Annotated in this window: 9 protein-coding genes; 1 reads left to right on the top strand and 8 read right to left on the bottom strand. The window is 46.9% G+C overall.

The annotated features are described in order from the left end of the window. Positions 1-12 precede the first annotated feature (12 nt). The 8 genes from EBO34_RS00625 to EBO34_RS00590 all read right to left on the bottom strand — a co-directional run bounded on the left by EBO34_RS00625 (position 13) and on the right by EBO34_RS00590 (position 13,743). The gene (locus tag EBO34_RS00625; protein WP_249413961.1) at positions 13-1,338 is read right to left on the bottom strand and encodes an ABC transporter substrate-binding protein; all 1,326 of its coding nucleotides are present in this window, start codon (positions 1,336-1,338) and stop codon (positions 13-15) included. 149 nt (positions 1,339-1,487) lie between these two features. Beyond that, positions 1,488-2,705, bottom strand: coding sequence for an ROK family transcriptional regulator (locus tag EBO34_RS00620; RefSeq protein ID WP_122896036.1), 1,218 nt, complete (start codon positions 2,703-2,705; stop codon positions 1,488-1,490). Positions 2,706-3,183: 478 nt separating this feature from the next. Next, positions 3,184-4,716, bottom strand: coding sequence for a UDP-glucose--hexose-1-phosphate uridylyltransferase (gene galT, locus EBO34_RS00615; RefSeq protein ID WP_122896035.1), 1,533 nt, complete (start codon positions 4,714-4,716; stop codon positions 3,184-3,186). Between the two features lie 33 nt (positions 4,717-4,749). Beyond that, positions 4,750-5,742, bottom strand: a complete 993-nt coding sequence (gene galE / locus EBO34_RS00610) for a UDP-glucose 4-epimerase GalE (RefSeq protein WP_122896034.1) — start codon at positions 5,740-5,742, stop codon at positions 4,750-4,752. Continuing rightward, positions 5,742-6,932 (bottom strand): galactokinase, encoded by a 1,191-nt coding sequence (locus tag EBO34_RS00605; protein WP_122896033.1) that lies wholly within the window; start codon positions 6,930-6,932, stop codon positions 5,742-5,744. Before EBO34_RS00605 ends, galE begins: the two co-directional genes overlap by 1 nt. A 524-nt stretch (positions 6,933-7,456) precedes the next feature. Then, the gene (locus EBO34_RS00600) at positions 7,457-9,529 is read right to left on the bottom strand and encodes a beta-galactosidase (RefSeq protein WP_122896032.1); all 2,073 of its coding nucleotides are present in this window, start codon (positions 9,527-9,529) and stop codon (positions 7,457-7,459) included. A gap of 16 nt (positions 9,530-9,545) precedes the next feature. Next, positions 9,546-11,768: an alpha-galactosidase gene (locus EBO34_RS00595; RefSeq protein WP_122896031.1), complete on the bottom strand. Its 2,223-nt coding sequence runs from the start codon at positions 11,766-11,768 to the stop codon at positions 9,546-9,548. Positions 11,769-12,153: 385 nt separating this feature from the next. Then, on the bottom strand, positions 12,154-13,743 hold the full coding sequence (locus EBO34_RS00590; protein ID WP_122896030.1) for a solute:sodium symporter family transporter: 1,590 nt from the start codon (positions 13,741-13,743) through the stop codon (positions 12,154-12,156). Positions 13,744-14,043: 300 nt separating this feature from the next. Here EBO34_RS00590 and EBO34_RS00585 point away from each other — a divergent pair, with 300 nt between their 5' ends. Next, positions 14,044-14,967, top strand: coding sequence for an AraC family transcriptional regulator (locus tag EBO34_RS00585; RefSeq protein WP_122896029.1), 924 nt, complete (start codon positions 14,044-14,046; stop codon positions 14,965-14,967). Positions 14,968-15,071 lie beyond the last annotated feature (104 nt).

Below are 15,071 nucleotides of genomic sequence, written 5' to 3'. Positions count from 1 at the left end.
TTTTAGACTCGATTACTCATTAACGTCCCGTCCAGTTTCGTTTGCCAGCTGGTCAGCTGCCTGCTGAAGTGTCTCGCTTGGAGACTGGCCTTGAAGCAGACTGCTCGCCTGTGCATCAGATGCATAACGGAATGCTCTTGCATAGTCGCTTGTGTAGTTCGCACCCGGAATATCTTCAACCATATTCGCAAACGTACGGAACACAGGACTGTTGTTAAAGAACGCAGACTCTTCATCAAAGTATCCTTTATCGTATGCTGAAAGCAAGGATGGGAAGATACCGTATTCTTCAAGTGCTGCCATCTGCGGCTCAACATTCGTTGTGAAGTATTCTACAAAAGCGTAAGCAGCATCTGGGTTGTCTGTTCCGGAAATGATAGAAAGGTCAGATCCACCGAGGTTTGCTGCACGGTTGCCGCCTTCTTCAAATGCCGGAAGTTCGAATACATCCCAGTCACCTTCAAGCTCAGGCGCCTGGTCCATAATTGTACCAGCATACCATACACCGAATGGAACAGTTGCAACGTTACCGTTTACTGTCGCTGTAACGGTACCGTCCCAGCCATCAACGTTAGCCACAAGTTCGTTTTCATGAAGCTCCTGGATTTTTTCCATTGCCTGTACTGATTCTTCTGAAGTGAGGTCAATGTTACCTTCATCATCAAAGTAGTAAGCTCCCTGTTGGTTAAGCATCATGCGGTACAATGCGTCATCCTGGGAGATGTCGATTGGTACCATGTGAGAACCGGTAGCGTCTTTGATCACTGTACCTGCTTCAATGAAATCATCCCACGTTTCAATGCTGTCAGCGTCAACGCCTGCTTCTTCAAAAAGATCTACACGATAGAAAACAGCTGCCGGACCGATATCCCATGGTGCTGCAATAAAGTTACCATCACTGTTTTGTGTTGACTGGATCTTGGATTCACCAAACTCGCTCTCATACTCGTCAAATCCGTATTCTGATAGATTTAAGAATCCATCCGGAAACTCAGATACATAGTTATCTATGCGGTCTGTCTCAATCAGCGTTACATCAGGAAGACCGGATCCTCCGGCAGCAAGTCCCACTGTCAGACGGTCGTATAAATCAATACGGCCGATATCCTCAACATTCACTTCTACATCCGGATACTCCTCATTAAACCCTTCAATGGCAAGTTCCATTGAGCTTGCAGCGACGTTCCAGCCCCAGACTGTAATTTCACCGGATACATCACCGTCTTCCCCGCCTCCGTTATCTGCACCGTCTGCTTCATCATCTCCACCGCCGCAGGCAGCAAGGCCACCAACCAGCAACACGCCTGCAAAAGCAGTCATTACGTTCTTTTTAAACATTCGTTTTCCCCCTTTTCTTGTATACGCTTTCAAAACCCGGATAAAAAAGAGCGAAACTCTTTTTTATAATCGAATCGCGTCTAACTTTTTTAAATTAAATTATTAACTAATTTGAAGATACCATAACCTTTTCTAAATTGAAAGCTTTTTTAAGAAATTTGATAGTCAAATAATTCTGCCAGAATAAGGGTTGCAGCTCCGGTGATCGTTCCTTTCTCTCCGAGCTTCGACGCTTCTATTTCCGTTGATCTGGCGCTCTCTGTGAGGGCACGGCTTTTTACGATTTCTCTTACGGGATCGAGAATAAATTCCCCGGCTCTGGAGACACCTCCGCCAATAATTACTTTCTCTGGATTCACAAAGTTAATTAAATTAGTTAATCCAATCCCGAGATAACGACCTGTCTGCTGAAGAACTTCAATCGCCAGGGCGTCACCTTGTTTCGCTGCCTCATGGACAACTTCCCCTGTGATCCATTCTGCATTCCCTTCAACAAGGTCGATAATGATCGTTTTACGACCAAGGGAGATTTCTTCGATGACACGGTCTCTGATCCTGTTACTTCCAGCTACCGTCTGAAGACATCCGTAATTGCCGCACGAGCATCTGCGGCCGTTCAGGTCAATAATGGTGTGACCGATTTCCCCTGCAATGCCGTGTTCCCCGTGGTAAAGACGTCCATTCAGGATAATCCCGGCACCAATACCGACTCCGACGTTCACACAGACGAGGTTCTGCTTCTCTTGTCCATGTCCAAACCAAAGCTCTCCGAGAGCAAGGGCACGGGCGTCATTCTCCACTTTTACAGGGAAAGGAAATGTTTTTTCAAGTTCTTCTTTAAGGCGGATATCAGACAGACCAAAGTTAGGTGCGTACACGGCGATTCCTTTTTCGTGATCAACGATACCATGCATCCCAATACCAATTCCCAGAATTTTGTTTTCAGGAACAGGCTCTTTATCAAGGACTTCCTGGATGTTTTGCTTAATCATGGCCAGAAGCTCTTCTTTCGTAAAGCCTTTGGACATTTTAGAACGTTTAAGGCAAATCACGTCTGCATTTAGATTTGTAAGGGCAATCCGGACTTCCTGAGCACCTACATCAACGCCAAAAATGAAATGACTCTCTATATTGATGGTCAGAAGGATTGGTTTTCTTCCTCCTTTTGACACACCCATTTTCCCCTCGAGTACCAGTTCGTCTTTTAAAAGTTCGTTAACAATATTCGTGACGGTCGGCGGGGTCAAACTTGCTTTTTTGGCAATTTCTGCCCGTGAGATCGGACCGTAGACGCGGATCATATTAAGGATCAGGGAACGGTTTAATGATTTCATGAGCTGAAAGCTGCCTGTCATGCTCGCTACCATCTGGTGGCCTCCTTTCTTTACGCTTTTTTTCAGTTAATAAAATTTATTTTTATCGCTGCTTTTAGTAACAGTAAATGTACTGAAGCCTGCGTGCCCCTCGCTTTCCGCGGGGGTGCCGGTGAGCCTCACACGAAGTGTCCTTGCTTCTGTTCTTTTTTCAGGCAAAGCAACCATCCTTGCTAACCCAGCCTTTCTCCTGCTCACAGCTGAAAGCCTTTTCATTCTATGTTAAAAAAGATGCATGCACAATACTTTCCTGCGGGCTTTTTTCGTATAGTCTTTTGCTTTTAAACAACTCTCAATTAAATGGAATGTATCGATGAGGCCTTCATGCCCTTCACTTTCCACGGGGAAGGGGAACGGGCATGAAGGCTTCGTCATCTTATTTTACAAAAGCAACAACCTTCGCAAAAACAGCCTTCTTATAAACAAGGAGGACCTGAAAGCACAAAGGCGCTTTCAGGTAACCTCACATTTTTTATGATTGAATATCGTTTATAAAACGGCGGAACGCTTCCTTTCCTTCGTCATCTCGCTTAAACACACCGGAATGTTCAAGAATGCGGCTGAAAATAACGCCAACTTCTTCTCTCAGGACATCCATGGCATTTTCCTCATTAAACTCTGACTTTTGGTCAAGAATCGTCAATGCCCAGTCTTTATGTTTTACAATGTTTTCGTTCTTCTCAATCGCATCATCCGGCTTCGATGAAAGCATGGCTTCTTTCAGCTCTTCAAGCTCCTGCTGAAGTCTTCCCGGAAGGACGGCAAGTCCCATCACTTCAATTAAGCCGATATTTTCTTTTTTAATATGATGGACTTCAGCGTGGGGATGGAAAATCCCCATCGGGTGTTCCTCACTCGTTCTGTTATTACGTAGAACAAGGTCAAGTTCGTATTTTCCGTCTCTCATTCTGGCGATCGGTGTGATGGTATGGTGCGGTGTCTCTCCACTGTAAGCCAAAACTCCGACACTTTCATCACTGTACTCTTTCCACTTTGCAAGAATATAGTCTGCTGCTTCCACAACATCCGATGCTCTTGAGCCCTGCAGACGGGCAACGCTCATTGGCCACTTTACGATTCCGGCTGTAACATCGTTAAAGTCCTTTAACGGATAAACGTCTTCCGTTTCCGCAACAGCCATTGGAAATTCGTGATGGCCGCCCTGGAAGTGATCGTGACTCAAAATTGACCCTCCAACAATAGGGAGATCGGCGTTCGATCCGATAAAATAGTGAGGGTACTGATCCACGAAGGAAAGCAGGCGTTTGAACGTATCCTTCGATATTTTCATCGGTGTATGATTGTCGTTCAAGACAATCGCATGTTCATTATAGTACACGTACGGCGAAAATTGAATCTGCCATCCTTCATCGTTCAATTTTACCGGAATGGTACGGAGGTTTTGCCGGGCAGGGTGGTTCAAACGTCCGGCATATCCGACGTTTTCCTTACATAGCAGGCATTTAGGGTAATCAGCCCCTTTTATCTGCTTGGCTTTTGCAATCTCTTTCGGATCTTTTTCAGGCTTGGATAAATTAATGGTAATTTCCATATTGCCGTACTCGGTTTCCGTAAGCCAGCTCTGATTCTTTGCGATCCGGTCCTTGCGGATATAGTGAACGTCCTGGCTGTAGTCGTAAAACGACCGAGTCGCTGCTTCGATGCTCTTACTCTCAGCAATGTTAGAGAACCAGCGGATCACTTCGGAAGGACGGGCCGTTAAGCATCCCATCAGTTTTGTATCGAACAGGTCCCGCTCTGTGACCGTATCGTTTTCAATAAGCCCTTTTTCCAAAGCCCAGTCGCATAGCTCGTCGAGTACAGGCTGGGGATGATCAAGATTTTCGGCTGGGGCTTTCAGCTGTGTTTCATCGATATCATCTATATTTAGCACACTCAGGAGTTGATTTCTGGTGTAGGCAACATCAAAGGTGGTGATTAACTCTTTTTGCAAACCATACTGGATAAGCCGCTCGATGGAACGCTCAATGGGTTGATTGCTCATGTTGAACTCTCCTTTGCAAAGGTTCTATTTAATCTATTCATCGTTATAGCCGCCGGGGTGGGCCTGGTGCCATTTCCATGCACTTTCGATGATCGTTTTCATATCTGCATAACGTGGTTTCCATCCAAGCTCGTTCATCGCTTTTTGGGAAGATGCTACCAGCTTTGCCGGATCTCCCGCCCGTCTTGGGGCAACTTCTGCGGGAATTTCTTTTCCTGTTACTTCCCGTGCGGTTTCAATCACTTCTTTTACGCTGAAGCCGCTGCCGTTTCCAAGGTTATATGTTCCGCTTCCTTTGTTTTCGCGAAGACGTTTTAACGCAAGAAGGTGAGCAGATATTAAGTCATTTACGTGAATGTAGTCACGGACGCATGTGCCGTCGGGTGTCGCGTAATCATCACCAAACATCATAATCTTTTCACGATGGCCGAGGGCGACCTGAAGTACGATCGGAATGAGGTGAGTCTCGGGCTCGTGATCTTCCCCGATATCCTGCTCCATATGAGCCCCTGCAACGTTAAAATAACGGAGAACAACGTGCTCAATGCCGTAAGCTTTTTCGCTCCACTTGAGCATCTTTTCGATGGCAAGCTTTGTTTCACCATATGGATTTGTCGGTTCTGTCGGATCGCTTTCTTCGATCGGCATCCGTTCCGGCTCCCCGTATGTTGCTGCCGTGGATGAAAAAACAATGCGTTTCGTACCGTATTTTCTCATCGCTTTTAACAGGCTCATAGCTCCGTTTACGTTGTTATCATAGTACTGAAGAGGCTCATCCATGCTTACCCCTACGAGCGAATCGGCTGCAAAATGAATGACCGACTCTATGTCGTTTTCCTCAAACACACGGCTCAGGAACCGCTCATCTCTTAAATCCCCAACATAAAGGGCTGATTCTTTGCTTACTGCATCAATATGGCCGGTTTGAAGATTGTCTGCAACAACAACTTTTTCACCCTGACGGATAAGATCTTCTACTGCGTGACTGCCGATATAGCCCGCTCCTCCACATACGAGAACTGCCATCAGCGCTCACCTTCCTTTACCTTTGTGATTTCTTTTGCTCCCGGCCCCACTTCTGCAATGTAAAATTCAGCTTGCAGGCCGGTCGCTTCACTGTACGCCTGTTTCATGCGGTCCAGTGTTTCATCAAGCTGCTCTTTTTTGATGATGTTTACGGTACATCCGCCAAAGCCGGCTCCTGTCATTCTCGCACCGATCACCGACTGTTCAGTCCATGCCGCTTTCACAAGAGCATCCAGTTCCTTCCCTGAAACTTCATAGTCATTCCGAAGAGAAATGTGAGAAGCATTCATAAGTTCGCCAAAGCCTTTAAGATCTCTCTGCTTAAGAAGTTCGGCTGCTGTTTTCGTACGCTCGTTTTCAGAGACTGCGTGACGGGCACGCTTTTGTGCAACCGGGTTTTTAATCGCGTCTTTTACTTCCTCAAACTCCTGTGAAGTGAGATCACACAGAAAGTCGATTCGCTTTTTGGTTTGAATCGCTTCCAGTGCTTCGTCACATTCTCTGCGACGCTCGTTATATTTTGAATCCGCAAGTCCGCGGCGTTTATTGGTGTTTGCAATTACGAGAGTGTATTCACCGAGATCGATTGGACTGTATGAATAGTCCAGCGTGTTGCAGTCGAGAAGAATCGCCTGCTTTTCTTTACCCATTCCAATGGCAAACTGATCCATAATTCCGCAGCTCACACCGATAAAATCATTTTCCGCCCGCTGGCCGATTTTCACCATCTCGACCATTGGAAGACCAAATCCGTTTATGGCATCCCACATGACTGCCGTAACGAGCTCAACGGATGCGGATGATGAAAGCCCCGCTCCATTCGGAATGTTACCGAAAAAGACAGCGTCGAATCCATGTGCAGACGTTTTGCCGAGTTTGGCAAATTCATGAAGAACGCCTTTAGGATAGTTGGCCCAATCGTCTTCTTTTTTATAGACGAGTTCGTCAAGGCTGAACTCAATCGTCCCCTGCTCCGGAAAATTAAGAGAGGTCATGCGGATGTTATTGTCGGATCTTTTTGTAACGGCCATGTATGTGCCGATGCTCAGGGAGCAAGGAAACACATATCCGCCATTATAGTCGATATGTTCTCCAATTAAGTTTACCCGCCCTGGGGCGAAGAATAGCCGTATGTCACTTTCACTGTGACCATATGCGTTTTTCATTGCGTTATAAAGTTTTTGTTCCATTTGCGCCGTCACCTTCCTGTAGCTTTTAATCATGCTGTTTACAAATACAACGACCAAGACGATTTGTAAACGATTTCAATTAAAACGGCAATTGTACTGTTTTCCTCGTCCTCTATTATACTGAAGAAGGTGGCGGTTGAAAACATTAATTAATAAATTTAATTAAAAAAGTTTTCAGGTGATGTTGGAATAGGGGTGATAACGGGGTTTTGATGCTGCAGGGATTGAGGAGTTGCGGGTTGTTTCCAGGAATCTTAGAGGTAAATTAAGAAATTCCCTTGTGGATTAAGGAAGTAAGTTTTATTTTCAGGAATGAGAAGCCAAAGTCAGAAATCGTACCTCTATTTTTCGCTCCCCGAAGTCATCCTGGTGATGAAAATGGCTGCTGTGGGCTGCAATTCATGATATCTCCACCGGGATTCATCATATCTCCACGAAGATTCATCATATCCTCCAATGACCACCCCCCCCCTCCACAAAAAACACCCCGGAACGACTGCGGTGATCCCGGGGACATCTGCTGTTTAACGAAACGTCGAAAAATGCTCGTGTTTCGCTTCTCTTGTATACACTTTACCTTCGAAAGGTGCAAAATTTCCCGACTCATCGCCGACGAGACTCGTCAGTCCTCTGCCGTTCAGGTCGATCTCTTTTTCACCGCCGGTAAAGTTCATCAAAAACACGTAATCGGTCTGCCCGTCGGTTCTTACCTGAGCGGTAACCCCTGCTGGCAATTCAACATCTACCACTCTTTCAATCCCTGCGTCCCGCACAAGGCACTCTGTGAATTGATCGTGAAATTGGTTGTCGTTTCGCGACGCGATATAATAAGCCTTCCCTTTGCCGTGGTGGTTAACAGTGAGCGCAGGTCTTCCTTCATAAAAATCGCCGGTATACTCAGCAAGAGAACGGGCACCTTCCAAGTGGATCAGGTCACACAGCTCCCGGGATTCAAACTCCCCTTGCAAGCCGAGACTGTTTTCCGTAATCGCGACTCCGTTCGTCTGACCGTCATGAAGACCATCAATTTCTTCCGAGCGAATACCGAGGGTCTCTCTTAACGGACCGGGAAAACCGCCTAGAAAAGCAAGGTCTGTTTCATCGGCAATGCCCGACAAATACGTGGTTACAAAGGTGCCGCCATCACCCACAAACCGGTCGATTTTTTCCCCGACGCCGGCCCGTACCATGTAAAGCATCGGTGCCACAACGACTTTGTATTTGCTAAAGTCCGCATCCATACTCACGACATCCACCGGAATGCCCCGCTCCCAGAACGGGAGATAGTGCTCCTGGACGGTGCGCTCGTAGTGGATACCGATGTTGCGGGGGCCTTGGGAATCGTTAATGGCCCAGCGGTTTTCCCAGTCAAAAATGATGGCTACTTCCGGCTGGACACTTGTACCGGTTACCTGGCTTAGTTTTTCCAGTGTTTCCCCGACGCCTTTGACGTCCTGAAACACGCGGTTATCGCTTCTGCCGTAATGATCAAGTACAGCGCCGTGCAGTTTCTCACTCGATCCTCTGCTTTTCCGCCACTGAAAGTACTGTACCGTATCTGAACCGTGAGCGACTGCCTGCAAGGAGGAAAGGTGATGCATCCCAGGCTTTTTGAGCTTGCTTACGTCCTGCCAGTTGGTCATGCTCGGGGTGCTTTCCATAAGCATAAAAGGCTGTCCTTGCTTCAAAGACCGATTCAAATCATGTGTAAAACCGACACTCGCCGCGTTCATGCTTTCATCCTGCGTATCATGCCACGTCGGATAGGCGTCCCAGGAAATCACGTCCAGATGTCCGGCAAACTTCCAGTAATCAAGGCCTTCGTAGATTCCCATAAAGTTCGTTGTGACAGGAATACTCGGATCTTTTTCCTTCAAAGGGCTGATTTCGTGACGGCAAAAGTCTATTGTCCGGTCGGTCACAAACCGTTTCCAGTCCAGGTTTTGGCCGTGGACCATCAGTTCACCGTGGGGAGCCGGTGATTCGATCTGATCCCAGTCCGTATACGTGTGGCTCCAAAACGTGGTCCACCAGGCGTGATTGAGCTTATCGAGGGTTTCGTATTTCTCTTTCAGCCAGTCACGGAAATTGTCCTGACAAAGGTCGCAGTGACACTCGCCGCCGTACTCATTTGAAATATGCCAGCCGATCACTGCCGGGTGATCGGCGTAACGCTCGGCAAGTTTTTCGTTCATCATTTGTACTTTTTCCCGGTAAACAGGAGACGTGTAACAATGGTTATGGCGAAATCCGTGGAGATTTCGGACACGGTTCGCTTCTACACGAAGAACTTCCGGATATTTTTTTGACATCCAGGCAGGTCTTGCTCCTGATGGTGTGGCAAGAAACACGCTGATGCCGTTTTCGTGAAGCCTGTCGAGTACCTGATCCATCCATTCAAAGGTAAAATGACCCTCCTCCGGTTCAAGGGAGACCCACGAAAAGATGCCCACACTCATGACGTTGCATTTCGCTTCTTTCATTAACTGAATGTCTTTTTCAAGGATGTCCGGATAAGCCAGCCACTGCTCCGGGTTATAGTCTGCACCATGGAGCATGTATGGCACTCTTTCGCTGATCGGCGGAAATTTCGTCATCTACTCGGCCTCCACTCTATATTTTTTCGATTACATAAACCTGGGATGTAAAATCGCCGCTCTCTTCAAGGCCTCCTGCATCGGTACCGATGTACGGCTCCTGTAAGAGAAGGCCGGAGTTCATTAACTCGTCTCCGAAATAAGTCCGTGCTTTGCCGCTCACCCGGTATTCCTTTTCAGGATTGAGACCCGTCAGCTTGAGCTTTTTGAATCCCGGGTTTGGCTCTGCGAGAACCTGATAAAACCCGGCGATCGCTTTTGTCTGATCTTTATCCACCACGCTCCAGGCTGTTTCGTTTGAGCCAAACGGGCTGATCAGGCGGTAAAACAGTCCGTTCTGAATAAGAGCACGATTTTCTTTGTAAAAACGGATCTGTTTTTTTACCTCCTCGCGCTCCGCCTCACTCATCTTTGTCACGTCCAGCTCATAGCCGAACATGCCGAAGAACGCCACATCCCCACGCATTTTAAGAGAAGTAATGCGTTTTACCTGATGGTTTGGAACAGCGGATACGTGTGCTCCAATGGAACTGAGGGGATAGACAAGGGAACTGCCGTACTGAATCTTCAGCCGCTCTACAGCATCTGTGTCATCACTAGTCCACGCCTGCGGGGCATAGTAAAGCATGCCTGGATCGAAGCGCGCCCCGCCTGATGCACACGATTCAAACAGGATGTGGGGAAAACGAGTAGTCAGTTTGTTGTAAAGGTCATAAACCCCAAGAATGTAGCGGTGGTACACTTCCTGCTGGCGGTCGCCGGGAAGACTTGTTGAACCGGCCTCCGTAATGTTTCGGTTCATGTCCCATTTCACATATGAAATCGGTGCGTCTTCAAGAACCGCTGCCATCTGATTGAAAATATGATCGACTACTTCCTCATTTGAAAAATCAAGGACGAACTGATGGCGTCCGTGAGAAAGTTTCCGGCCGGGGACTTGAACAAGCCAGTCCGGACGGGCTTTATAAAGGTCACTTTCCTTTGAAATCATCTCAGGCTCGAACCAGAGACCAAACTGCATGCCAAGGTCTGTGATTCTTTCGCCGAGCGTCTTCATTCCATTCGGCAGTTTACGCTTGTCCACAATCCAGTCACCGAGGGAGGTGGTGTCATCGTCTCTTTTCCCAAACCATCCGTCATCAAGAACGAAGAGCTCTACGCCTAAATTATGTGCGGAGCTTGCAATTTCAACGATCTTTTCCTCGTCAAAATTGAAGTATGTTGCTTCCCAGTTGTTGATTAACACCGGGCGCTCCTTGTCACGCCACTCTCCGCGGGCAAGGCGGCTGCGGTAAAGTTCATGATAAATCGCACTCATGCCGTTTAATCCCTGGTCGGAGTAAACGAGAACAGCTTCCGGGGTCTGGAAGGCTTCTCCGGATTCCAGTTTCCATTCAAAATCAAACGGATGAATACCGATCATCGTGCGGGCCACATCGTAGTGGTCCACTTCTACTTGGGCAAGGAAGTTCCCGCTGTAGACAAAAGAAAAACCGTATACGTCTCCGTCGTGTTCTGTAGCATCAGGGCGCTTTAAGGCAAGGAACGGATTTTGCTGACTGCTGCTCGTGCCTCTCGTGCTCGATACACTTTGAATTCCCGGTACAAGCTTGCGGTTTTCCATATGACGTTCACGGCTCCACGCTCCCGAAAGCTGGACCATCTCATATTCAGCATCGGGTAAATCAACAGAGGCACTCATCAGCCGTTTAAGGCGAAGAGTCTCCGCCCCTTTGTTTCCAATGCGTGCACTTCGGGCAATTGCTCCCGTTTTTTCAAAAATAGTATACAGAAGCGTAAGTTCTGCACCGGTTACCTTGTCAGTGAGGATAACCGTTAAAGTGAACGCTTCTTCCTCAGCTTCGGTATATGTGGCCGGAAGCCCTTCAAGAGCAGGCTTTCCTTTGCTGATTTCATAGGAATCAAACGTGAAGTTTGAGATACGGCTTCCGTTTTCCTGCATCGTTTGAACTGCCGGCTCCCGGAAATCCGTCGTCCCGTACGACGGAAATTCCTGCTGTGCAAGTTCAAGAGAGAAGCTGAGATCCCCTTCATTTACGTAAGCTGTAGCTCCTCTTTCCCCTGTACGGAGAAGGTGCTGAAAGCTGGATCGGTGCGTCACTTTTTTCCCATAATACAAATGCCCGAGCTGGTTATTTTCCATTACGGTCAAGATATAACTCACATTTTCAGTCTGCAGATGAAATTCAAGAGGTTGAGTGTTTACTAGAATTGGCATAGTGTTGCTCCTTTTTGATAGTTTTACTTACAAGTGGAATGGAGGTTTATTTCACTTCCTTTAGAGTACGGATCCTGAATATGAAGCCTGCATGCCTTTCGCTTTCCGTGGCGGTGCCGGCAAGCCTCCTCCGGCTATTGCCCTGCGGGGTCTTGCCTGGCCCCCCACTGCCACAGGAGTGGAGTCTCAGGTACTCCGGCTTCATTACCTTTTTCCGTAAAGGAAAAAACCTTTACAAAATAGGCTCTTTTACAGCCGACCCCTCTGGTATTCCTACAGTTTCAATATTATCCTTTTAAAAGCAAATCTGCATAAAAAGAGCCGGTCAGACTCATCTGAGCGTTATTAAAACGCTGTTCATAAGTTTTCCCGGCTCTTCTTTCATCTAAGAGGCAATACCCGCAACGGAGAATAAGAGATACACAAGAATCATAGCAGCTGTTGCTACCGCACCCATAGGGTACACAATGCGCCAAGGCGTCATGTCTACTGCACTTTCCTCTTGAAGTACAAACTCCTTCTCACGAGGGTAAATACGGCCGATCACCAGCATCAGTGTCACACAGACAACAAACAGAATCGCAAGGATGTGAAGGAAGTGAAGCCCTCCGTCCCACACAAGCTGAGTGAAACCGTACGTGGAGATAAACACAACCAGTGATACTTTTGCAGCAAACGCCGGTACTTTCTTTGTTAAATAACCGACGATAATGATCGTGAGAATCGGCACGTTATAGAACCCGTTAACCATTTGCAAGTACTGGAAGAATCCTTGTGGCACCATGGCAATGAGTGGTGCAACCATCATGGCAAACAGTGCAAGGAAAAGACCGAAGACTTTACCGTGCTTAATAAGGACATGATCCGGCGCTTTTGGCTTGAAGTAAGGCTTGTAGATGTTTAAGACAAACAGCGTAACGGACGAGTTAAGTACTGAGTTGAATGAAGACAGTACCGCACCAAACAGAATAGCAGCAAACAACCCGACCAATGGTGTCGGCAGAATGTGATTTACAAGTGCCGGATAGGCATCCATGGCATTCAGGTTATCACCCAGCAGGTTGAATGCGATAATACCGGGCAGGATAAGGAATACCGGTCCGAGTAATTTCAGGAATGCTGCAATAATCAGACCCTTCTGACCTTCTTTCAGGTTTTTCGCCGCAATGGCACGCTGCATAATGTGCTGGGCTGTACCCCAGTAGAACAGGTTAACAAGGAGCATCCCTGTAAACATCGTTCCAAACGGTACAGGGTCGGTGTTGCTTCCGACTGCGTTCAGTTTTTCAGGGGTGTTCTCAACGATAACGTTGAATCCTGAAAAAGGATTGCCTCCTCCAAGAACCATGAGACCGAGAATCGGAACCATCAGTCCCCCGATTAAAAGACCGATCCCGTTGATCGTGTCAGATACGGCAACCGCTTTCAATCCACCGAAAATCGCGTAGAGAGAGCCGATACAGCCAATAACCCAAACCGTAATCCAAAGAGCAACGGTCGGACTTACTCCGAGCATCTCGGGTACGTTAAACATTCCGCTGAGGGCCACTGCCCCTGAGTAAAGAATCGGCGGAAGCAGGTTAAAAATATACCCGAATAAGAAAAGGATTGTAACGAACTGTTTAACCCCGGCGTCATACCGTTTTTCAAGAAAGTCGGGAATCGTTGTAATTCCGCCCTTTAAGTAACGCGGCAGGAAAAAGAACGCTACGATGACAAGAGCAATCGCGGAGCCTACTTCCCACCCCATAGAGCTCATATTAAACTCGTAACCTTCTGCGTTCAGGCCGATGAGCTGCTCGGTGGACAGGTTTGTAAGCATTAACGATCCGGCAATAACCCAGGCAGTTAAGCTACGGCCTCCGAGAAAGTATCCGTCAGATGTATCCAGTTTCTCCTTTTTTGTTTTTTGATATGAAATAACTGCGACCATTCCTGTGAAAAACAAGAATGATAATATAATAATCCAATTCATGGCAGACTCTCCTTTGTGTGCTGATCGTGGTTTATTTAAGAGCACTGCCGTTTTTTTCATTTACATTTTAATCGTCTTGGTTCTCCATATTGTAAACGATTTCTGGTAGCGGTTTCAATAGTTTTTGTGAAATAATAGAGGTAATATATTGCTTTATTAAATTACAGGAAAGTTATGTATATCCTTATTTTATTCGTATTAGTAGGCTGTTGTAGCAGACTGCAGGAATAAATCAACCTGTGAAATCCTGCTATTAGTAAAATATTTCATATTCATTGACGATAAAGGAGTGACAGGCTTATGGGACATTTGGAAGATTTCGAATTTCGGAATGAAGGCTCCTATGCCTACCGGTTTCAGGAGTCCGAGGTAAGCAAAAATATACAGCTCTGGTCAATCGGCTGGGACACCCATTCTTCCCAGTTGTACAAATGGAACGGATTAAAACGTAAAGATACGGACAAATATATCTTTCAATATACAGTGCGGGGATACGGAAAAATTAAAATTGAGGATGAGATTTACACCCTCGATTCCGGCACGGCCTTTATGGTTACCACACCTGGAGACTATGAATACTACCTGCCCGAAGAAAGCAGTGAATGGGAGTTTATTTACATCACTCTATATGGAGATGCAGCAAAATATTGCTGGGGGAAGCTGACGGATACGAACGGATCGATTCTGCGCTTCCATCCTGAATCACGACCGATCCAAACCCTTCTCTCTATATACGCACAGGCAAATGAAAAACGGATCGACACGCCTTACATCGGCAGTTCTTTAGCCTATCAAATGACCATGAGCCTTCTGGAATTTACAAGTGCCATGGACCAGCCGTCTGCCCGCTGGCATCCGGGCGTTGCGAAAGCCATTAATCATGTAAAGTCTCACTTTGCCAAGGAGCTGACGATTGATACGCTGGCCTGGGAAGCCGGACTGTCACCTTATCATTTCAGCCGTCTTTTTAAACAGACTACCGGGTATACCCCTCTTCAGTACGTGACATTTGTGAGAATGTACAAAGCTGCGGATCTGGTTTTGCATACGAACTATACGTTTGAGGAGATTGCCCGGAAAACCGGTTACGCCAACGCGAATTATATGAACAAAGTATTTAAGAAGCTCACAGGAATCTCGCCTAGAGAGTTTCGAAAGCGCATGGACTCCTATCAGTTTGACGAACTGCTGAAAGAGTATGAGAGAAGTGTTTTAAAGCGGTAGGGGTTAGGGGCTCACAGTCGGAGTGGAGGCGTGGGGTTATTTCGGATTTGTGTTAAGGATCAGGGGATGATTGTTGGGAATTCACGGGTGAATGTTAAGAATTT

The organism is Alteribacter keqinensis (assembly GCF_003710255.1).
Lineage (GTDB): Bacteria > Bacillota > Bacilli > Bacillales > Salisediminibacteriaceae > Alteribacter > Alteribacter keqinensis.
The sequence above is the reverse complement of the archived record's forward strand: the minus strand, read 5'-3'. Positions and strand labels throughout refer to the sequence as shown.

Excerpts from the sequence above, each read along its gene's own strand:
- EBO34_RS00625 (WP_249413961.1), bottom strand. The coding sequence starts at position 1,338 with ATGTTTAAAAAGAACGTAATGACTGCTTTTGCAGGCGTGTTGCTGGTT.
- EBO34_RS00620 (WP_122896036.1), bottom strand. The coding sequence starts at position 2,705 with ATGGTAGCGAGCATGACAGGCAGCTTTCAGCTCATGAAATCATTAAAC.
- galT (WP_122896035.1), bottom strand. The coding sequence starts at position 4,716 with ATGAGCAATCAACCCATTGAGCGTTCCATCGAGCGGCTTATCCAGTAT.
- galE (WP_122896034.1), bottom strand. The coding sequence starts at position 5,742 with ATGGCAGTTCTCGTATGTGGAGGAGCGGGCTATATCGGCAGTCACGCA.
- EBO34_RS00605 (WP_122896033.1), bottom strand. The coding sequence starts at position 6,932 with ATGGAACAAAAACTTTATAACGCAATGAAAAACGCATATGGTCACAGT.
- EBO34_RS00600 (WP_122896032.1), bottom strand. The coding sequence starts at position 9,529 with ATGACGAAATTTCCGCCGATCAGCGAAAGAGTGCCATACATGCTCCAT.
- EBO34_RS00595 (WP_122896031.1), bottom strand. The coding sequence starts at position 11,768 with ATGCCAATTCTAGTAAACACTCAACCTCTTGAATTTCATCTGCAGACT.
- EBO34_RS00590 (WP_122896030.1), bottom strand. The coding sequence starts at position 13,743 with ATGAATTGGATTATTATATTATCATTCTTGTTTTTCACAGGAATGGTC.
- EBO34_RS00585 (WP_122896029.1), top strand. The coding sequence starts at position 14,044 with ATGGGACATTTGGAAGATTTCGAATTTCGGAATGAAGGCTCCTATGCC.